Here is an 18,723-nt window from a genome sequence, read left to right on the forward strand (position 1 = left end):
CCGGACATGCAGACTGCACCGGCCCGGAGGGGAAATTTGGCCGGAGATGGCGATCGCCCCGTGGCGCCAGATATTGCTGCCGCGCGGGCGGCGGCGATCGCCATCGCAGTCTCACAGAGCGAGTCCCTGGATTTGCTGGATGCCGCCGGCCGCGTGCTCGGCGCGGACCTGTTCGCGCGCCATGACGTGCCTCCCTTCGACAATTCCGCGATGGATGGCTACGCGGTCCGTTGTACGGACCTTGGCGGTCACGGTCCGTGGCGCCTGCCGGTCGGCGGACGCAGTGCCGCGGGCGATCTAGCCGGCGCGAACGACCTTCAACCCGGAACGGCAATGCGCATATTCACCGGTGCGCCGGTGCCCGCGGGATTCGATGCCGTGATTATGCAGGAGGACTGCGAACGGCAGGGCGACACCGTAGCGATCGCCGCAAGGCCGTCACCCGGCCACAATATCCGCCGCGCCGGCGAGGACGTCGCCGCAGGCACGCGCCTTCTGTCGCGCGGCGACCTCCTGACACCGCAGCGGCTGGCTCTACTCGCCGAATCCGGCCATGCGCAGGCAGACGTGTTCCGAAAGGTGCGCATCGGGCTGATCTCCACCGGCTCGGAACTGCGTGAGCCCGGCGAGCCGCTCGCGCCCGGGCAGATCCACAATTCGAACCGGGTTTTCCTGCGCGCCATGCTCGGTGCACTTGCCTGGGCAGAGGTGCATGATTTCGGCATAATCCCCGACGACAGGAAAAGGATCGAGCAGGCGCTGCACGAGGCCTCCCGGACCTGTGACGCCATCGTCACGACTGGCGGGGTGTCGGTGGGCGACGAGGATCACATCGCGGCGATCATGCGGGAGGGGGGCGGCCGGCTCGATGTGGTCAAGGTCGCCATGCGCCCCGGCAAGCCGGTCAAGATCGGGCTGATCGGGCACACGTTCCTCGCCGGGCTGCCGGGCAATCCCAACTCGGCACTGGTTACCTTCCGCCGTATCGCCTTGCCGGCTCTGCGTGCGATGGCGGGGCTGAGTGTCATCGAGCCGGCATGGCAGCCCGCCATCGCCGGCTTTTCGCATGCCAAGAAGCCGGATCGCACCGAGTTCGTACCAGTCAGGCGCAGCGGCCAGACCGACGCCGGCATGCCCATCCTCGAACTGCTCGCGCGCGGATCGTCGGCAAGCCTTTCAGCAATGGCGGCCGCCGACGGCATTGCGCTCCTGCCACCGGAGGATACGGCAATCGAGCCCGGCATGCTGCTGCGTTTCGAACCGTTCTGAGCGGGCGCCTCGAAGGTTCAATCGCCGAAGACCACACCGTCGAAGAGCTTGCGCGCGGTACGCAGGATTGCCGCGCTGACGACTTCGCCCTTTGCGTCCAGCCGGGCGACGACGGTCATTTCACCCGTCGGGTGCTCGACGGAGAGCGTACGCTGCTCGCCGCTGCCGACTTCCGCGAGTTCCGCTGCCGGCGATCCGGGAAGAAGGCATGCGGTGGCGACGCTGACCGCGCCGAGTACGCCGATCGAGGAATGCGCGCGGTGGGGAATGAAGGTGCGCGTCGAGATCGCGCCGCCATTGCGGGCTTTTGCCACCATAGTCATCTTCGGCACCGACTTTTCGGCAACGTCGCCGAGGTTCATGAGCGGGCCGGCCTTGAGCCGTATGGCTTCGAGCTTTGCACGCAGCGCCTCGTTGGCTTCGAGATCCGCCGGCTCCTCATAGCCCGTGATGCCCATGTCTTCAGCCCGCATGACCACGCACGGCATGCCATTGTCGATCATCGTGACCGCGATGCCTTCGATCTCGTCCATCGCATTGCCGGTCGGCAACAGCGCCCCGCACGAGGAACCCGCCGTGTCCTTGAACTCGATCGGCACGGGTGCCGAGGTGCCCGGCACGCCGTCGATGCGCGCATCGCCTGCATAGCTGACCCGGCCACCGGGCGTTTCCACCGTGGCAACGGCAATCTGCCCGGTGTTTTCCATGAAAATGCGCACGTCCGTCCGGCCGTCCTTTGCCGCTACCAGACCGCGCTCGATGGCGAACGGCCCGACACCGGCGAGGATGTTGCCGCAGTTCTGCGCGTCGGTGACGATCGGTCGATCGACGAAAACCTGCAGGAACAGATAGTCGACGTCGACGCCGTCATGCTGGGACTTCCGCACAACGGCAACTTTCGACGTCAGCGGGTCCGCCCCGCCCATGCCGTCGATCTGCCGCTTGTCGGGCGAGCCCATCACGCGCAGCAGGAATGCGTCGCGCGCGGCTGTCTCGGCGGGGAGCTCGTCGGCTAGGAAGTAGCCACCCTTCGAAGTTCCGCCACGCATCCACATGCAGTGCACGCCGTCAGACATATTTGAGGCCCCTCTCCGCCAGCCTTTCGCGCATCTTGTAGAGGTCGAGGCCAAGCTCGCCGGTGGCAAGACGCTTGCGCTTGTCTTCCTCGGCTGCGACACGTGCCTCGGCCTTTTCCGCCACGTCGGCAGCCTCCTCACGCGCGACAACGCATACGCCATCATCGTCGGCGACGATCACGTCGCCCGGATTGACGAGCGCGTTTGCGCAGACGACCGGCACGTTGACGGAACCGACCGTCTCCTTGACCGTGCCCTGCGCGAAGATCGCCTTCGACCAGACGGGAAATTTCATTTCGGTGAGGTCGGCGACGTCACGCACGCCGGCGTCGATGATCAGCCCCTTGCAGCCGCGCGCAAGCGCCGACGTTGCCAGCAGGTCGCCAAAATATCCGTCCTCGCAAGGGCTCGTGGGGGCCAGCAGCAGGATGTCGCCAGCCTTCAACTGCTCGATGGCGACGTGCAGCATCCAGTTGTCGCCGGGAGGCGCGGAGATGGTGACGGCGCTGGCCGCCAGCCGCGCGCCGCGATAGATTGGACGCATGTAGCTGGCCAGCAGACCCTTGCGGCCCTGCGCTTCATGCACCGTCGCGACGCCACAGGCCGCCAGCCTGTCGATGACCGACTGATCGGAGCGCTTGATGTTCTGTACGACGACGCCACCCATCACAGTTCATCCACGGTGCGCGGGAAGATCGACTGGAAGCCTTCGGCGTATTTCGCCGCCCGGCCACCGGACTGGCCGCCCGAATTGCGCTGGAAGTGGTTGGCGCGGTTCTCGGCGACGTTCTTGTAGAAGTGCCACAGGTGCTCCTGGCCCTCCATGCACTGGATCGCGGCCCACTTCTTGTCCCACACGTCGGTGATGTCGAGGAAGACATCCGGCTTCCACTGCATCTGCTCGGTCTGGTGCGGCTCGAACAGATAGACCTGCGGCGCGCCGAGGATCTTCTGGCCGGGGTTGTGTCCCCATGCCTGCGCGATGGCGCGGCATTCGAGCGTCCATTCCGAGACGTACATGTGGTCCGTATTGTACGGATCGTATTTGGAGTGGCTCATCATGAAGGAGGGCTGCACGGCGCGCATCACGTCGACCAGCCTGTCCTTGGCGGCGCGATCCATCTCCAGCGGATAATCGCCCAGGTCGAAGAACTGGATGTCGTGGACGTCGAGCGCCTTTGCGGCGTTCTCCGCCTCACGCTGGCGCTCGGTCTTGACCCGATCGAGCGTCATGCCTTCCTGCTTCCACAGCTTGGCGCTCTCGCCACGTTCGCCATAGGAAAGGCAGACCACGGTGACGTCGTAGCCAAGCGAGGCGTGCAGCGCGATCGCGCCGCCACAGCGCCAGACGAAATCCGCGGAATGTGCGCTGACGATCAGCGCGGTTTTCTTGCTCATGTTGAGTTCCTCCTAAAGTGTCTCGGGCCAGTAAAGGCGGGTCGGGTTATCCACCACCAGCGTCTTCAACAAGGCCGCATCGGGCGCTATACGGGCCAGCAGGTCGACGAGCGCGCCATCATCGGGCATGTGCTGCTTGATGTTCGGGTGCGGCCAGTCCGTGCCCCAAAGCACCCGGTCGGGAAATCTCTCTACCAGAAACCTGCCGAATTCGGCGGCGTCGTGGAAAGGCGGCCCGGCGCGCGACACGCGCTCGGAACCGGACACCTTCACCCAGAAGCGCTCGTCCTCCATCAACTGGATGAGAAGCTGGAACGCTTCCTGCTCAAGGCCGGCGCTAGCGTCGACGCGCCCCATGTGGTCGATCAGCATCGGCAGTTCCAGCTCCTTGAGGAACGGCGCGAGGCCGACGAGCCGATGCGCATCGAAATGGATCACAGCATGCCAGCCGAGCGGGATGATCTTGGCGACGATCTCGCGCACCGCGTCGTGGTCGGCGGCCTTGCCGAGATGGGTGACGAAATTGAAGCGGACGCCACGAATGCCACCCTCGTGCAGGTCTTCCAGCTCCTTGCGGCTGACGTCGCGGGCGACCATGCCGATGCCGCGATAGCGTCCATTTGATGCCGCGATGGCATCGACCATCGCGCTGTTGTCGGTGCCGTGACAACTCGCCTGGACGATGACGGCGCGATCGATGCCAAGGTGACGGTGAAGCTCGAAAAGCTTCTCCTTCGGTGCGTCTTCCGGTGCATAGGTCGCCGACGGCGAGAAGGGAAACACGGCAGCAGGACCGAAGACATGGCAGTGGGCGTCGCAGGCGCCGGCAGGCAGCACGAGATCGGGCTTCTTCGGGTTCGGATGGAAGGTAAGGGGCGTCATTCCAGTCTCTAGCGGTCTGTTGTCATTCATGATTTGGCCGACTGAATTGCTGCATGGGAGACAGTGAGCTTGTAGCTCATCGCAACCAGCAACAGTAGGCCGAGAAGGCGGGCACCGATGGTCACCGCATCCGCGGCGTCAACGGCCGACGGCCACAGGACGAGCAGCGATCCCAGGCTAATGACAGCCCTTTCGAGCGCCGACATCGTGCGCACGAACCAGCCGGCAAAGGCCACCGACAATCCGGTCAATCCGATCGTCGCGAACACAATCGCCAGAGTGATCTGCAGGCCGTCGCCCAACATCAGCAATCCCGGCATGGTGACGAACAGGATCGGCACCAACAGCTTGACGAAGCCCAGCCGCATGGACTCGACCGCCGTCGCATTGGCGTCCGCGCCGGAGATGCTGGCCGCGGCATAGGCGGCAAGCGCGACGGGCGGCGTGATGGCCGAGACGAGCCCATAGTAGAAGATGTACATGTGGGCGACGATCGGCTCGACGCCCAGCCGCACCAGCGCCGGCGCGACCAGCACCGCGAGCAGCAGATAGGCGGCCGAAGTCGGCAGGCCGAGGCCGAGCACGAAGGAGGCAGCGGCGGTGAGCAGCAGGATCAGCCAGATGCTTCCGCCACCGACCTCGACGATGAGGCTGGATACCATCAAACCCATGCCGGTGAGGTTGAGCACGCCGATGACGACGCCGGCGGCGGCGACCGCGGCGACGATCGGCAGTGTCGAGACCAGCGTGTTGCGGCACACCGCCACGAGGTCCACCAATCCGACCCGTGTCTCCTTCTTCCAGGGACTGATGAGCAGGGCAAAGATGAGGCAGTAGACCGCGGCGCGCGTCGGCGTCATGCCATTCATCAGCAGGCCGACCAGGCCGACCAACGGCAGCAGCAGGTAGCCGCGCTTGAGCAGCGTTTCCCTGAGAAGCGCGAGACCACCGGACGCATCACGCTCAAGGCCAAGCCTGCCGGCCTCCAGCCTGACCGCGACCATCAGGGCGAGAACGTAGAGCAGGCCCGGCACCAGTGCCGCCAATGCGATTGTCGAATAGGGCACGCCGATGATCTCGGCCATGATGAAGGCCGCGGCGCCCATGATCGGCGGCAGGATCTGGCCGGCGGACGATGCCGCGGCCTCGATGGCGCCTGCCGTCACGGGCGTAAAGCCGGTGCGGCGCATCAGCGGGATGGTGAAGGTGCCCGTGGTGACGACGTTGGCCACCGCGCTGCCGTTGATCGTGCCCAGCAACGCGCTGGCCAGCGTGGCCGACAGCCCCGCCCCGCCCTGGACGCGGCCCGTCATGCCGCGTGCGAGATCGACGAAGACCTCGCCGGAACCGATCTTCATCAGCAGCGTGCCGAGCAAGGCAAACAGGAAGATGTATTCCACCGCCACGCCCATCGGGACGCCGTAGAAACCTTCGGTGGACAAGAGCAGCGTGGACGCCAGACGCGAGACGTCATAGCCGCCGTGCCCGTATTGACCGGGAATCAGGTAACCGAAATAGGCATAGGCAAGTGCCAGTGCCGACAGGATGACGAGCGCCCAGCCGAGCGTCAGCCGCACGAGCACGAGCACGACCGCCAGAACCGCGAGAAAGACGATCTCGTCGGTCTGGGTGGCAATCGCGCCGCGCATGATGATGTCGAGATAGGATTGCCAGAGATACGGCCCCGGCACCAGCGCGACGGCTGCCAGCACGTAGAGAAAGACGCGTGCCGGCAAGGATGGCATGCGCAGCGCCACCCAGATGAGCCCGCCGGCTGCGACCGCCGAAAAGAACAGCGATCGCAGCAGCAGTGCGGTAATGCCCCCGAAGAAGGCGCCATGAATGACAAGCCCGGTGGTTGTCACGGCGAGCACCGCGAACAGAAGCGACACGATGCGCGCTTCCCCTTCGCCGACATGGTCGCTGGGCAGAATCAGCTTGTTCAGTGCGTCCTTCATCGGAATGCGCCTTCGGATCTATTGACCGGCTTCGTCGAAATAGCGCTGCGCGCCCGGATGCAGATCGATCGGCGAGTTGGTCGCATTCTCGACGCTGATCTCCTTGGCCTGCGGATGGATCTCCTGGATTTCAGCCAGATTGTCGAACAGCGCCTTGGTGATCCCATACACCGTCTCCTCGGGCACTTCGGTGGCGGTGAAGATCGTCGCCGGATCGTTGATGGCCATCACCCCGTTCTCCTGGCCGGTATAGGTGCCGGCGGGAATCTCGTAGAACTGGTAGAAGGGGTAGGTCTCGACCATCTCCGCAAGGCGATCCTGCTCGATCGGGATCAGCCGCATGTCGCGCTGGGCACCGAGATCGATCAGCGCCGCCGTCGGCGCGCCGGCGAGCACAACGGTGGCGTCGACGGTGCCGTTCATCAGCGCGCTGGTGCCCTCGTTGTAGGACAGGAACTGTGCGTTGGATGCATCGAAGACGTCGTAGGCCTCGAGCATGCGCTGGACCAGCACGGCGGAGTTCGAGCCGGGAGGCCCGAGATTGATGCGCTTGCCGTCGAGATCATCCATCGTCTCGATGCCGGTGTCGGCGGTCGTGGCGATCTGCAGCACGGCCGGGTAGAGATAGGCCATGCCCGCGACGGGCAGCGCCTCCTCGAACGGCCCTTCGCCGACCGATGCCTCATAGAGCGTCGAGGACGAGGAAAAGCCGAAGGTCATCTGGCCGGCGGCGACGCGACGGATGTTTTCCACCGAAGCGCCGGTCACTTCGGCGCGCGCGGTCATGCCATCGACGTGCGTGTTGAGCACTTCGGCCATGCCGGCCCCGATGACATAGAACAGACCGCCGGTACCGCCCGTGCCAATGGACACGCGCTCCTGCGACATAGCCGGCGAGGCGGCGAACACGGCCGCCAGGCCCGCCGCTGCAAGCATTGATCCCAATATTCTCATAACTTTACCTCCACTTTGACAGGAATGAGCGGTGACGCTTATTCGGCCGCTGCGCGGCCTTGCGCATCCGCAAGGGCATGGAAGCTTGCAAGGCTCGCCTCCACGATCTGGTTGATTGCCGCCTCGCGGTCGTTGCCGTCGACGGCGCCGTCCGAAAGCCGCGTCACGCGCTCCGGATTGATGAGGGCGTAGTATAGGGACCCGAGCAGAAACTGGCTGCGCCAGACGAGCCCCTCGAGGGAAGCACCCGGCACGCATTCGCCGATGGCCTCGATGAAGGCCCGGCTGATGTCATCGAAGGCGCCGGCGATGATGGCGCGTGCGTCTTCGTTGCCCTCGGCGGAGAGCACGGCGCGCATGCGTGTGAACTCGGCGCCGCCACCGCTGTCACCCGACGGCGCGAAGGCCGGCAGCACATAAGCCCGCAGGATCGCCCGTAACCGTTCATGCGGGTCGCGTATGCGCCTCGCCTCGCCCAGCAGTTCCAGCCGGCGGCGGTTCATCGGCTCGGTGTGACGGGCGTAGATTTCACGAAGGAGGTTGGCCTTGGAGCCGAAATGGTAGGTCAGGCTACCGACATTGGCGTTCGCGACCTTGGCGATCTCGCGCATCGACACGGCGCTGTAGCCGTTCTTTGAAAACAGTGTCGCGGCTGCTTCGAGCAGCGCATCGCGGACATTGCCCTGGCGCACGAATTCCTCCCTGGGACTGATCACTCGACCAATCTTCTTGTACGTATGTACAAATGCAATGGACGAGTCAACGAAAATTGACGCCGCACGCGGCCGCTTGCCTGACGCCTGGCAGATGACGCTGCGTTGCATGAGGATGTCAGGAGTGACTGCCTCGACGCTTGCGATTGACACCGATACCAATATACGTTGATATCAACATTACAAAAGTAGCCGCACTGAACACGAGAGGAAACCAGATGACGTATGTCGACGGATTTGTGGCAGCCGTACCGGCCGCCAACAAGGAGGCCTACCGCAAGCACGCCGAGGAGGCCGCGCCGCTCTTCAGGGAATTCGGCGGCACGCGTCTCGTTGAATGCTGGGGCGACGACGTGCCCGAAGGCAAGGTCACGGATTTTCGCCAGGCGGTGAAGGCCAAGGATGGCGAAGTCATCGTCTTTTCCTGGATCGAATATCCATCGAAGGAGGCACGCAACGCCGCCGGCGAGAAAATGATGTCGGACCCGCGCATGGAGGCAATGGGTGCCGAGATGCCGTTCGACGCCAAGCGGATGATCTATGGCGGATTCGCGCCCATCGTCGAGGACGGCAAATCGTCGGGCACCGGATATGTCGACGGTGCGCTGATCGCCGTACCGGCGGGAAACAAGCAGGCCTACCTCGATTTTTCCGCCATCTATTCCTCCGTGATGAAGGATAGCGGCGCCAGCCGCGTGGTCGACTGCTGGGGCGACGACGTTCCCGACGGCAAGATCACCGACTTCAAGGGCGCGGTGAAGGCCGAAGACGGCGAAACCGTCGTCTTTTCCTGGGTGGAATGGCCGTCGAAGCAGGCGCGCGACGAGGGCTGGGGCAAGGCAATGGCCGACCCGCGGATGACAAACGGAAAGATGCCGTTCGACGGCCAGCGCATGATCCATGGCGGTTTCGCGCCTATCGTCGACGCCTAGGAGGGGCTCCTATGCGAAACGTGCATGGCGATTTCATCTGGTATGAACTGATGACATCGAACCCCGACGCTGCAGCCACATTCTATGGGGCGGTTGTGGGATGGGGCTCCCACGCCTTCGCCGGCGACACGACGGGCTATCGCGCATTCTCCGCCAACGGCACCGACGTGGCTGGCCTTCTTCGCACGCCGGCCGAGGCCGAGGCCGGGGGAGCGCGGCCGTCCTGGTTCGGCTATGTCGGCGTCGATGACGTCGACAAGGCGGCGGCGGACATCGTCGCTGGCGGGGGAACGCAATATGTCCCGCCTACTGATATACCCGGCGTCGGCCGCTTCGCCATGCTGACCGACCCGCAGGGCGCGACCTTCTATGTCATGCGCGGAGAGCCGGACGAAACGAGCAAGGCATTCGATCCAGCCAGTGCAGGCCACTGCCAGTGGAACGAACTTTCCACCAGCGATCCGGCCGCCGCCCTCTCCTTCTATACGTCCCGCTTCGGCTGGACGAAGGGCGACACGATGCCGATGGGCGAGATGGGCGACTACCAGTTCATCGACCACCATGGCGGCATGATCGGGGCCTTGACGAAGGCCACGAACGGAATGCCGTCGGCATGGCTGTATTATTTTGGCGTCGAGGATATCGACAAGGCAGCGCAAGCGGTCACCGAGAACGGCGGTGAAATCCATTTCGGACCAGACCGGGTGCCCACGGGCGGCTACATCATCGTCGCATCAGATCCCCAAGGCGCGATGTTCGGAGCCGTCGGTCCGCGCCGAGAATAAGGAGATCCGCAATGACGAAAGTGACCCAGCACCTCTGGTTCGAGAAGGACATGGAAGCGGCCGTCCGCTTCTATACCGCGCTCATACCCGGTTCCTCCCTGAGCTGGATATCGAGCATGCCTGCGGAGACCCCCAGCGGTCCCGCAGGCAGTGTTCACATCGCCGGCTTCACGCTCGGCGACCAGAACTACATGGCGATCGAGGCGGGGCCGCTCGACGCGTTCAACCACAGCTTTTCGATCATGGTGGAATGCGACGACCAGGCTCAGCTCGACGCGCTCTGGGATGCGCTTGGCGAAGGCGGCTCGTATGAAGAATGCGGCTGGCTGCGTGACCGCTGGGGCCTGTCGTGGCAGATTGTGCCAAAGAGGCTGGGCGAGCTTATGATGGACCCTGACCAGGCAAAGGTGAAGCGCGTCGCCGCGGCAATGCTCAAGATGGTCAAGCTCGACATTGCCGGACTGGAAGCCGCGGCGGCAGGATGATCACCTGCCCCGCGACTCAATGGCAGGTTGAGAGGAAGAAGACGCCGCCGAACGAAAACAGCGTCGAGGCCAAGGCTGCCAGAGCCGCGGCATAGCCGGCACGGCGCATGAAAATCGCGGTGCCGTCGGCCCGATTCCCCTGCCCGCCGAGCATCCATACGATGGCGGCGCCCGCGGCCACATGGACGAGCAGGATCACGGCCAGTTGAACGCGCTGCAGGCTGGTGCCGGCGAATGCCATTTCGTGCCAGCCAAAGCGGCAGCCGACTGAAAGCATGGCATAGAGCAACACGAATGCCGAGGCCCAGACGGCGAAGCCGGCGGTCAGCATCACGCCATGGCGGTTCATCGCGGCGCCTCCACATTGCCGGCCAGATATGCAAGCAGCATCGCTGCCATGAGGCCAACGATGCCGGTCGCGCATGAATAGTCGTGCCAGATCCTGCCGATGCGCAGGTCGAGGCTCCGTCGGGCGGAAAGATAGCCGGCATGATTGCGCCACAGCCCGAACCCGGCAAGCAGCACGCCGATGGCCGCGCGGATGCCCCCATAGGCGAGAATGACGAATAGGGTTGCCTGCTGGGCGTGGCTGGTCGGCTCTGGCACCTGGGCGGCCATGAAGCCGAATGCGAGGCTAGCGACGAGTTGTGCCAGCCCGGCCGTCAGGAGCCAGAGCTTCGGCGCGACCTGCTGCTGTAAAGCGCTCACGGCCCGCCGACCGGCCATCGCTGCTAGAACCACCGCTATGGCCGCCACGATGACCGGGGCGATCGCCGGACCCGCCACCGTCTCCGGGGGCCAGCCCGGTGCGACCAGCCATAGGAACAGCGCGCCGAACAGAAGCGACGCGTAAAGGGTCGCGTCAGCACTGCAGGCGAGGGCCATGGCCCACCAGGAAGGCGGGCGATCCGACTCCCAGTGCGTCGGGGCCATTTCGCCATGGCCGATCGGCAGGTCGCCCATGTCTTCCTTCAGCCCCGTGCCCGCCGACCACGCCAGCAGGGAGGCAATGGCGAATGCGAGGAACAGCAGCGACAGCCAGTAGAATTTGAACAGCAGGCAGAGGACAAAGCAGCCGGTCAGCAGCCCGCTGACCAGGGGCTTGTAGGTGCGTCTTGGCAGCACCACGATCGCCAGCGGCCGGCCACTCGACATGTCGACGTCGAGAATTTCCTGCCAGCCGTTGCGGGCCTGACCAAGATAGCCGCGCCCCGCCGCCAGGGCGGCCGCCTCGCTGTCCGCATCGATCCTGTCGGCGCGGTCCGTCACTTTCGGCAGCGACGCGAAGGCGTAGGAGGGCGGCGGTGTCGGCATCGCCCATTCCAGGGTGCGCGCATGCCATGGGTTGCGGCGGAACGGCTTGCCGAACCGCACCTGAACGACGAGATCCATGACGAAGAGCGCGAAGCCGATCGTCATGAGGAAGCTGCCGACCGAGGATAGCAGATTGAGCCAGTCCCAGCCCGCTTCGGCGGGATAGGTGGCCACCCGGCGCGGCATGCCGAGTAGCCCGGTCAGGTGCATCAGGAAGAACGTGACGTTGAAGCCGCCAAAGATCAGCCAGAAGGCAGGAACCGACAGCCGGTGGTCCGAAAGGCGTCCGGTCATGTGCGGCAGCCAGTAGTAGATCGCCGCCATCATCGGGAAGACGAAGCCGCCGACCAGCACGTAATGCAGGTGGGCGACGACGAAATGCGTGTCATGCGCCTGCCAGTTGAACGGCACCATGGCGAGCATCACGCCGGTCAACCCGCCAAGGATGAAGATGACGAAGAAGCCGCCGAGATAGAGCATCGGCACGTCATAGCGCGGCCGTCCCTGCGCCAGCGTCGCGATCCAGGCGAATATCTGGACGGCTGTGGGGATCGCGACGAGCCCGCTCGCGGCGGAGAAGAAGGCGAGCGCCAGATGCGGTATGCCGACGGTGAACATGTGGTGTACCCACAGGCCGAAGGAGAGAAATGCGACCGCAATCACCGCGACGATGACTGACCGATAGCCGACCAGTTCATGGCGGGCAAAGGTCGGTATCATCATCGACACCGCTCCGGCCGCAGGCAGGAAGATGATGTAGACCTCCGGATGGCCGAACAGCCAGAACAGATGCTGCCAAAGCAGTGAATCGCCGCCACGCGTGGGATCGAAGAACGGCAGGTCGAATGCACGTTCGAGTTCGAGCAGGATCGAACCGAGGATCAGCGGCGGAAAGCCGAAGAGCATCATCAGCGCGGTAATGAGCAGGTACCAGGCCATGATCGGCATGCGCTCGATGCTCATGTGGGGCGCGCGGAGCTTGAGGATGCTGACGGTGATCTCGATCGCCGCCGACATGGCGGATATCTCGACGAAGGTGATGCCGAGCAACCAGACGTCCGCGTTGATACCCGGCGTGTAGGTAGAAGACGACAGCGGCGTGTACATGAACCAGCCGCTGTTTGGCGCCACGCCCGCCAGCATCGCGACAATGAGGATCGAACCGCCGAAGACGTAGCACCAGAAGCCGTATGCAGTGAGGCGCGGGAAGGCGAGATCGCGGGTGCCGAGGATTTTCGGCAGCAGATAGATCGCGAGACCCTCGAACATCGGGATCGCGAACAGGAACATCATCACCGTGCCGTGCATGGTGAATATCTGGGCGTAGACGTCGGGCCCGACGAAAGCGGTGCCGGAGGTCGCGATCTGGACGCGGATCAGCATCGCCAGCAGGCCACCGATCGCGAAGAAAACGAAGGCCGCGATCATGAACCGCTTGCCGAGGATCGTGTGGTTCACCGCCGAGAGGCGACCCCAGCCCGGGGGCGTGTCCCAGATGGCGGCCAGTTGCTTGTGAAGGCGGATGGGGCTGTCCATTGGCGGCTTGTCGGTCATTGCTGGCCCTCTGCGCCGAATTCGGCCAACCGTGCCTCGAAATCGCCCTGCTCGACTGCCTCGACACTGAACCGCATCGGTGCATGGCCGTCGCCGCAGAATTCGGCACAGACGCCGCCATAGACCCCTGCCCGGTCGGCGCGAAGGCGCACCACGTTCTCGTGCCCGGGGATCGCGTCGATCTTGCCACCCAGCCTCGGTATCCAGAAGGCATGGATCACGTCCTCGCTGGTCACGGCGAAGTCCACGTCTTCGCCGACCGGCATGACGAGACGGCCACTCGTCGCCCGGCCGTCCGGATAGCGGAACTCCCAGACCCATTGGCGAGCGATGGCCTCGATGCGAAGCGGTGCCGGATCGCTTGGAACAGCCAGCAGTCTCTCGCCGAGAGCCAGAGCGGCGGCGACCAGCACCGTCAGGATCACCGACGGGATGACGAGCCCGCCCCACACCATGGTCCGCTCGGCGCCGAAAGTCCGCAAGGTGCGGGGTTTCCACAGTGCAAGGGCGAGCACCGCCGAGACCATCAGGAAGATCGCCGCGAAGCCGGCGAGCATGATCCACCACAGCGTTGCGGCCCCGCGCGCAGACGGACCCTCGGGTTCGAGCGCGGAGAACGGTCCGCCGCAGGCTGCAAGCAGCGGAAGGACCGCCATTAACGCAAGCGCGCGGCACGCAAGCGTACCGATCCGTGCGTTGCGGTCTTCCCTGTTCCCGCCGCGGACGGTATCGTCGCGGCGGAACCAAGCAGTGCCTACGGCGCTTCCTGGCCGAGCAGGAGAGGTCGATTGAGCGAAACCCACGACAAGGACAATCCGGTCATCGAAGAGGTTGCGGACGAGCCGGTTGCGTCCGCCGTCGCGGTGGCGGGCCATCCGCTGCATGCGATGAGCGTGCACTTCCCGATCGCGCTGATCATCGCGACGCTGGGATGCGACCTGTTCTACTGGTTCACCGCCGATCCCTTCTGGCTGCGCGCCGGGCTCTGGTCGTCGGGTTTCGCGTTCGCGGCCGGCGTCGGCGCCGGGATGGTCGGCACGGCCGAACTGCTGCTGGTGCCGGGCATCCGCATCCGGGTCGCAAGCTGGACCCATGCTGTCGCCGCCATGATGCTGATCGCAATCGCCGGGATGAACTGGGGACTGCGGCTTTCGGATGAAAGTGCGGTGCTGCCGCATGGGCTGCTGCTCTCGCTTATGGCGAGCCTGTTTACGGGGCTGGCGGGCTGGCATGGGGGCAAGCTCGTCTTCGATCACGGCATCGGCCTCATCATCTCCCAAAAGGATTGATCGGCTCGAGCAATTCGGCAAGCCCGCCGGGACGGCTCATCACATCGGGAAACACATTCGGAAGATCCGGCTTTGCGAGAACCACCGTCAGCACGGATGCTATGATCAGCACCGTAAGACCGGTGACCGCGATGAAGCGCCAGGCGGGATAGACGTTGCCATCCTCGAACAGCCGGATGATCACCAGGCCCGTCAGGATATGCGTCACCACCATGCCCCCGATGAGGGCGAGCTTGAGCGAGAACCACGGCTCGAAGCTCTCGCGCACGAAGATCAGCGCGGTGCCGCTGCCCACGGAAAGAAACGCCGCAGGTGATACCACCGCCACATAGAGAAAGCGCACCATCGCCTGCAGTCGATGCACGGAGTCCTGGTTCGCCACATGCGCGCGCTGCACATAAAGACCGGGCAGACAGATAAGCCCGGCGCTCCAGATAGCGATCGCCGCCACATGCAGGAATTTCAGCCAGATCATCGCGATGGCGCCCCGGCGCCGCGCTCGAGGCGCTGGGAAAGCAGGATCAGCGCGGCAGCGAGATAGGGCAGCGCCGCAGGCACCCACATGATGAGTCCAGCGAGCTGCTGGTCCGCGAGCGGGGTCAAGCCATAGGGCAGTGTCGTCAGGAAGTGCGGCGCGTAAAGCGGCTCGCGTGCGAATGTCAGCAGCGCGCCCAGCATGCCCATCTGGACGATGCTTGCAAGGAACGCGAGCATCGCGGTGCCGAGTTCCGTTCGCGGCGAAAGGATCGCCCTCCACATGAACACGGCCGAGGCAAGCAGGGTCATCTGCATGATCCAATATGGCAGGGCCGACTGTATGGCTGGCGCATAAATCTGGGGCGCATGCCAGAACCATACGACCAGCGCGTGGATACCGACAAGCCACTCCAGCGGCATCGGCGGGCGCGACTTTCTCTGCGGGAAGGCGAGCGCAAGCAACGGCGCGGCGACCGCGACGAGCAACACGTGGTGCGCCACGCGGGCGGAAAACAGGGAAACCGTGAGGGCGCAGAGCGGCGAGACAAAGAGAGCCAGAACTATCGTGACCCCGGACCACAAATATGTCTTGCCGGAACCTCGCCCGTATCTGCGATGAAGCAGTACCAGTGCGACACACACCAACGCAGCGATAACATCCGCGTTCCAGGCTGACGCCAAGGCGTGCGGCGGCGTCGCCGGGCCGCAATACGCCGTCGCCAGAATCGGTGTCATGGTCGCTCCCCTCGCATGGCCATTGACTGTAACCGACGACGCGAAAATTGGTTCCGCGCGGACCTGCTGGTTTGACCAATTGTTTCAGGGAGTCGCGAGACGTGTTCACCGTGCCATGGCACGGCCCCATTTCGTGCCTACCGGCGGGTCATTCTCAACGGAGCAGGATTTTCCGCATGAACCAACGCCGAGCCCGGGTCGCAACCGCGATCCTCGCCGCAGCGGCCTTTGTCGCCATCCTTCCCTCGACCGCGTCCGCCCAGTGCGGCAGCGCATCCTGGTATGCCCTCACCTCCAAGACGGCATCGGGCGAGCGCATGAACCCCGCCGCCATGACCGCAGCGCATCGTTCGCTGCCTTTCGGTTCCAAGATCATCGTCACAAATCAGCGCAATGGGAAATCGGTGGTCGTGCGCATCAACGACAGGGGCCCTTTCATCAAGGGTCGCGTGATCGACCTGTCCAAGGCCGCGGCCGCCAAGCTCGGTTTCATCCGTGCGGGCCATACCCCGATCTGCATGGCCGCCGCCGGTTGATCGTCAGATCAGGACGCGCGGCTCGTGCCGGCCCCTGACCGGCACTTCGATCAGGAACGTCTTGCCCGCGTCGGGATCGCCGGCGCGCGTCGCCTCGTCCATTCCCTGCCATGCGCTGGTGACGACGAGGCGGTCGGCGTCGGGACCAACGAAGGCAGGGCATGTGCCCTGTTTCGCGGGCAAAGCGATGCGATGGAAATGGCGTCCGTCCGGCGCGTAGCAGTCAAGCGCGGCCGCGCCCCAGCGCGCGTTCCATAACTGGCCGTCGGCGTCGATGACCGACCCGTCCATGCCGCCCTTCATTCCACCCTGGTCGAGGAAGACTTGCGGCTCTCCCACCGGAAGCCCGGTGCCGGCATCGCATTCCACCCGGTACAAAATGTTGGTGCGCGTGTCGGCGAAAAAGGCGGTCCCGCCATCCGGTGAAAAGCAGATCGAATTGGGCACCGTGATGTGCGGATAGAGGCGGCGCGATTCGCCGCCGCGATACCAGTAGATGGAGCCGGCCTGATGCTCGCCCCGCTTGCCCATCGTGCTGATCCAGAAGGCGCCGGACGGGTGGACGCGCGCGTCGTTCGATCTCGTCTCCGGTTGATCACTCTCGATGTCGATCACCTTCGAGAGGGCTCCGGTGACGGCGTCGCGCAGGAACAGGCCCGTCTCCGTGGCCATAAGCTGGCGCTTTTCGTCGACGACCGCGATTGCGCTGGCCATTTCAGGCAGGGAATGGACCGTCGTCGGCCCGTCAGGCCACTGCCGCTCCAGCAGCTTGCAGCCGACAATGTCGAACCAAAGGACCGAATTGCGTAAAGGATCGTAGGTCGGGCCCTCGCCCAGCCGGCACGTGATGGCGCAGAATACGGATACGGTCTCTGTGCTCACGAAGGCCCCCCGTTCCCTGGCGTGATCGATCTTAGCGAAGGGATGCGGTGCAACGCAAGTTCAGGCATCCTGCCAGGTGGCCATGGCCCGATAGGTCTCGCGCAGATAGTTCATCGTGCCTTCGGCATCGCGCGGTTTTCCGAAGAGATAGCCCTGCCCGCCGCCGCAGCCGAACTGCACCAGCCGCGACGCCTGTTCCTCGTGCTCGATGCCCTCGGCCACGACATCCATGCCCAGCCCTTCGCACATTGCGAGGATGGCGCGAATGATATGTTCCGACGGCCTGTCCTCGAGAATGGACGAGACGAAAGCACGGTCGATCTTGAGCTTGTCGAAATGAAACTCGCGGAGGCGGCCGAGCGACGACTGGCCGGTGCCGAAATCGTCGAGCGAGACGCGGATGCCGACGGCCCGCAGGTCGTGGACGATCTTTTCCGCCGAAGCCGGATCGCTCATCAGTCCGGTTTCGGTGATCTCGATTTCAAGGCGACGCGGATCGAAGCCCGTCCGGTCGAGGATATCGAGGATGTCGCGGCCTGTGTTCTGGTCGACGAGCTGGGACGGCGACAGATTGAACGACAGGAAGAGTTCGTCCGGCCAGTTTCGCGCAGTTTCCGTCGCCTTGCGCAGAAGAAGCTGGGAAAGCGGGCCAATGATGCCGCGTTCCTCGGCGATCGGTATGAAGACGTCTGGGCGCACCGCGCCCAGATCGCGGTCGGTCCAGCGTGCCAGTGCCTCGAAGCCGATTACCTGCTTGCGACGCAGGTCGACGATCGGCTGGAAATGCGGCTCCACCTCGCCGGCGGCGACGGCGCGACGCAGCGCCTGTTCGATGCGCGTCATGCGCTTGGCCGCTTCCTCCATCTCGCGCGTGTAGACGACCACCCTGCCACGGCCGGAGCGCTTGGCATGGTAGAGCGCGGTTTCAGCCTTCGACACCAGGGTCTCGGTGTTCTCTTCGCCGGAATAAAACAGCGAGCAGCCGACCGAGGCCGAGAGCCGCGCCGTGCGGTCGCCGACGTCGTAGGGAGCCGACAATATCTCGATCAGCATCAAGGCCTGCTCGCGCGCGACGTCCTCGCTGAACACCATCGGATACAGAAACGCGAATTCGTCGGCGCCGACACGCGCGACGCTCGAATGCTGATCCATCGAAGCAGAAAGCCGCATGGCGACCTGCTGAAGGATGTTGTCGCCTGCCTTGCGCCCGAAAAGGTCGTTGATCGGCTTGAAGCCGTCGAGGTCGATGATGCCGACGGCGAAGGGTGCGGGGTCTTCCGCACGTTCGACGATCAGCCGGTCGACCTTGTCGAAGAATCGACGGAGATTTCCGAGGCCCGTCAGAGGGTCGGTAAATGCAAGGTCATTGGTTCCGCTGACGATTTGGCCGCTGCCGAACGGGCTTTGCATCGGCGCCTCTGGATGCGTGTTCTTATTCTAGGCTCGTTGGTTCGACCCTGTCATGAAACCCTTTAGGAAAGGTA

Annotated in this window: 20 protein-coding genes; 6 read left to right on the plus strand and 14 right to left on the minus strand. The window is 64.4% G+C overall.

Features of this window, described 5'->3' with window-relative positions:
* Positions 1-60 precede the first annotated feature (60 nt).
* The gene (gene glp, locus AAFN84_RS11395) at positions 61-1,269 is read left to right on the plus strand and encodes a gephyrin-like molybdotransferase Glp (RefSeq protein ID WP_347514670.1); all 1,209 of its coding nucleotides are present in this window, start codon (positions 61-63) and stop codon (positions 1,267-1,269) included.
* A 17-nt stretch (positions 1,270-1,286) separates the two neighbouring features.
* On the opposite strand, the gene AAFN84_RS11400 is transcribed toward glp, so the two are convergent.
* Genes AAFN84_RS11400 through AAFN84_RS11430 form a run of 7 tightly spaced genes read right to left on the minus strand, consistent with a single transcriptional unit; the run spans position 1,287 to position 8,253 of the window.
* Complete coding sequence (locus AAFN84_RS11400; protein WP_347514671.1) at positions 1,287-2,345, minus strand: 4-oxalomesaconate tautomerase; 1,059 nt, start codon at positions 2,343-2,345, stop codon at positions 1,287-1,289.
* Positions 2,338-3,012, minus strand: a complete 675-nt coding sequence (gene ligK / locus AAFN84_RS11405) for a 4-carboxy-4-hydroxy-2-oxoadipate aldolase/oxaloacetate decarboxylase (protein WP_347514672.1) — start codon at positions 3,010-3,012, stop codon at positions 2,338-2,340. Before ligK ends, AAFN84_RS11400 begins: the two co-directional genes overlap by 8 nt.
* Positions 3,012-3,743, minus strand: a complete 732-nt coding sequence (locus AAFN84_RS11410) for a PIG-L deacetylase family protein (RefSeq protein WP_347514673.1) — start codon at positions 3,741-3,743, stop codon at positions 3,012-3,014. Before AAFN84_RS11410 ends, ligK begins: the two co-directional genes overlap by 1 nt.
* Positions 3,744-3,755: 12 nt before the next feature.
* Positions 3,756-4,625, minus strand: coding sequence for an amidohydrolase family protein (locus AAFN84_RS11415; protein WP_347514674.1), 870 nt, complete (start codon positions 4,623-4,625; stop codon positions 3,756-3,758).
* Positions 4,626-4,651: 26 nt separating this feature from the next.
* Positions 4,652-6,583, minus strand: coding sequence for a TRAP transporter fused permease subunit (locus AAFN84_RS11420; RefSeq protein WP_347514675.1), 1,932 nt, complete (start codon positions 6,581-6,583; stop codon positions 4,652-4,654).
* Between the two features lie 18 nt (positions 6,584-6,601).
* Positions 6,602-7,537 carry a TAXI family TRAP transporter solute-binding subunit gene (locus tag AAFN84_RS11425; RefSeq protein WP_347514676.1) on the minus strand — a complete coding sequence of 312 codons (936 nt, stop codon included), beginning with the start codon at positions 7,535-7,537 and terminating at the stop codon, positions 6,602-6,604.
* A 38-nt stretch (positions 7,538-7,575) separates the two neighbouring features.
* Positions 7,576-8,253 carry a TetR/AcrR family transcriptional regulator gene (locus AAFN84_RS11430; protein ID WP_347514677.1) on the minus strand — a complete coding sequence of 226 codons (678 nt, stop codon included), beginning with the start codon at positions 8,251-8,253 and terminating at the stop codon, positions 7,576-7,578.
* 215 nt (positions 8,254-8,468) lie between these two features.
* On the opposite strand from AAFN84_RS11430, the gene AAFN84_RS11435 reads away from it, so the two are divergent.
* Genes AAFN84_RS11435 through AAFN84_RS11445 form a run of 3 tightly spaced genes read left to right on the plus strand, consistent with a single transcriptional unit; the run spans position 8,469 to position 10,452 of the window.
* Positions 8,469-9,182: a DUF1428 domain-containing protein gene (locus AAFN84_RS11435; protein WP_347514678.1), complete on the plus strand. Its 714-nt coding sequence runs from the start codon at positions 8,469-8,471 to the stop codon at positions 9,180-9,182.
* Between the two features lie 11 nt (positions 9,183-9,193).
* Complete coding sequence (locus tag AAFN84_RS11440) at positions 9,194-9,967, plus strand: VOC family protein (RefSeq protein ID WP_347514679.1); 774 nt, start codon at positions 9,194-9,196, stop codon at positions 9,965-9,967.
* 11 nt (positions 9,968-9,978) lie between these two features.
* Positions 9,979-10,452, plus strand: coding sequence for a VOC family protein (locus tag AAFN84_RS11445; protein WP_347514680.1), 474 nt, complete (start codon positions 9,979-9,981; stop codon positions 10,450-10,452).
* 16 nt (positions 10,453-10,468) lie between these two features.
* Here the strand turns inward: AAFN84_RS11445 and AAFN84_RS11450 are convergent, their stop codons facing one another.
* From AAFN84_RS11450 to coxB, 3 genes are read right to left on the minus strand one after another with little or no spacing between them, the layout of a single operon-like run.
* Positions 10,469-10,801 (minus strand): hypothetical protein, encoded by a 333-nt coding sequence (locus tag AAFN84_RS11450; protein WP_347514681.1) that lies wholly within the window; start codon positions 10,799-10,801, stop codon positions 10,469-10,471.
* Complete coding sequence (gene ctaD / locus AAFN84_RS11455) at positions 10,798-13,320, minus strand: cytochrome c oxidase subunit I (RefSeq protein WP_347514682.1); 2,523 nt, start codon at positions 13,318-13,320, stop codon at positions 10,798-10,800. Before ctaD ends, AAFN84_RS11450 begins: the two co-directional genes overlap by 4 nt.
* Positions 13,317-13,976 (minus strand): cytochrome c oxidase subunit II, encoded by a 660-nt coding sequence (gene coxB, locus AAFN84_RS11460; protein ID WP_347514683.1) that lies wholly within the window; start codon positions 13,974-13,976, stop codon positions 13,317-13,319. The genes ctaD and coxB overlap by 4 nt, the downstream gene beginning before the upstream one ends.
* 132 nt (positions 13,977-14,108) lie before the next feature.
* Here coxB and AAFN84_RS11465 point away from each other — a divergent pair, with 132 nt between their 5' ends.
* Positions 14,109-14,609, plus strand: a complete 501-nt coding sequence (locus tag AAFN84_RS11465) for a DUF2231 domain-containing protein (protein ID WP_347514684.1) — start codon at positions 14,109-14,111, stop codon at positions 14,607-14,609.
* On the opposite strand, the gene AAFN84_RS11470 is transcribed toward AAFN84_RS11465, so the two are convergent.
* Positions 14,590-15,084 carry a CopD family protein gene (locus tag AAFN84_RS11470; protein WP_347514685.1) on the minus strand — a complete coding sequence of 165 codons (495 nt, stop codon included), beginning with the start codon at positions 15,082-15,084 and terminating at the stop codon, positions 14,590-14,592. The two genes, AAFN84_RS11465 and AAFN84_RS11470, sit on opposite strands and share 20 nt — an antisense overlap.
* Entirely contained in the window at positions 15,081-15,821 is a 741-nt protein-coding gene (locus tag AAFN84_RS11475) for a cytochrome c oxidase assembly protein (RefSeq protein ID WP_347514686.1), read from the minus strand. Before AAFN84_RS11475 ends, AAFN84_RS11470 begins: the two co-directional genes overlap by 4 nt.
* A 176-nt stretch (positions 15,822-15,997) precedes the next feature.
* Here AAFN84_RS11475 and AAFN84_RS11480 point away from each other — a divergent pair, with 176 nt between their 5' ends.
* Positions 15,998-16,357, plus strand: coding sequence for a septal ring lytic transglycosylase RlpA family protein (locus tag AAFN84_RS11480; RefSeq protein ID WP_347514687.1), 360 nt, complete (start codon positions 15,998-16,000; stop codon positions 16,355-16,357).
* 3 nt (positions 16,358-16,360) lie between these two features.
* Here AAFN84_RS11480 and AAFN84_RS11485 read toward each other — a convergent pair whose 3' ends face one another.
* A complete protein-coding gene (locus AAFN84_RS11485; RefSeq protein WP_347514688.1) occupies positions 16,361-17,239 on the minus strand; it encodes an SMP-30/gluconolactonase/LRE family protein in 879 nt (292 codons plus the stop codon).
* A gap of 60 nt (positions 17,240-17,299) precedes the next feature.
* The gene (locus AAFN84_RS11490; RefSeq protein WP_347514689.1) at positions 17,300-18,649 is read right to left on the minus strand and encodes an EAL domain-containing protein; all 1,350 of its coding nucleotides are present in this window, start codon (positions 18,647-18,649) and stop codon (positions 17,300-17,302) included.
* Between the last annotated feature and the right edge of the window lie 74 nt (positions 18,650-18,723).

The sequence above is a fragment of the Mesorhizobium sp. CAU 1741 genome, assembly GCF_039839275.1.
Classification (GTDB): Bacteria; Pseudomonadota; Alphaproteobacteria; order Rhizobiales; family Rhizobiaceae; genus Aerobium.

Bases quoted from the DNA above. Each gene is read 5' to 3' on its own strand.
- ligK (WP_347514672.1), bottom strand. From the start codon at position 3,012: ATGGGTGGCGTCGTCGTACAGAACATCAAGCGCTCCGATCAGTCGGTC.
- AAFN84_RS11440 (WP_347514679.1), top strand. From the start codon at position 9,194: ATGCGAAACGTGCATGGCGATTTCATCTGGTATGAACTGATGACATCG.
- AAFN84_RS11425 (WP_347514676.1), bottom strand. From the start codon at position 7,537: ATGAGAATATTGGGATCAATGCTTGCAGCGGCGGGCCTGGCGGCCGTG.
- AAFN84_RS11445 (WP_347514680.1), top strand. From the start codon at position 9,979: ATGACGAAAGTGACCCAGCACCTCTGGTTCGAGAAGGACATGGAAGCG.
- AAFN84_RS11470 (WP_347514685.1), bottom strand. From the start codon at position 15,084: ATGATCTGGCTGAAATTCCTGCATGTGGCGGCGATCGCTATCTGGAGC.
- AAFN84_RS11480 (WP_347514687.1), top strand. From the start codon at position 15,998: ATGAACCAACGCCGAGCCCGGGTCGCAACCGCGATCCTCGCCGCAGCG.
- ctaD (WP_347514682.1), bottom strand. From the start codon at position 13,320: ATGACCGACAAGCCGCCAATGGACAGCCCCATCCGCCTTCACAAGCAA.
- AAFN84_RS11490 (WP_347514689.1), bottom strand. From the start codon at position 18,649: ATGCAAAGCCCGTTCGGCAGCGGCCAAATCGTCAGCGGAACCAATGAC.
- AAFN84_RS11450 (WP_347514681.1), bottom strand. From the start codon at position 10,801: ATGAACCGCCATGGCGTGATGCTGACCGCCGGCTTCGCCGTCTGGGCC.
- AAFN84_RS11400 (WP_347514671.1), bottom strand. From the start codon at position 2,345: ATGTCTGACGGCGTGCACTGCATGTGGATGCGTGGCGGAACTTCGAAG.
- AAFN84_RS11435 (WP_347514678.1), top strand. From the start codon at position 8,469: ATGACGTATGTCGACGGATTTGTGGCAGCCGTACCGGCCGCCAACAAG.
- coxB (WP_347514683.1), bottom strand. From the start codon at position 13,976: ATGGCGGTCCTTCCGCTGCTTGCAGCCTGCGGCGGACCGTTCTCCGCG.
- AAFN84_RS11420 (WP_347514675.1), bottom strand. From the start codon at position 6,583: ATGAAGGACGCACTGAACAAGCTGATTCTGCCCAGCGACCATGTCGGC.
- AAFN84_RS11475 (WP_347514686.1), bottom strand. From the start codon at position 15,821: ATGACACCGATTCTGGCGACGGCGTATTGCGGCCCGGCGACGCCGCCG.
- AAFN84_RS11410 (WP_347514673.1), bottom strand. From the start codon at position 3,743: ATGAGCAAGAAAACCGCGCTGATCGTCAGCGCACATTCCGCGGATTTC.
- AAFN84_RS11415 (WP_347514674.1), bottom strand. From the start codon at position 4,625: ATGACGCCCCTTACCTTCCATCCGAACCCGAAGAAGCCCGATCTCGTG.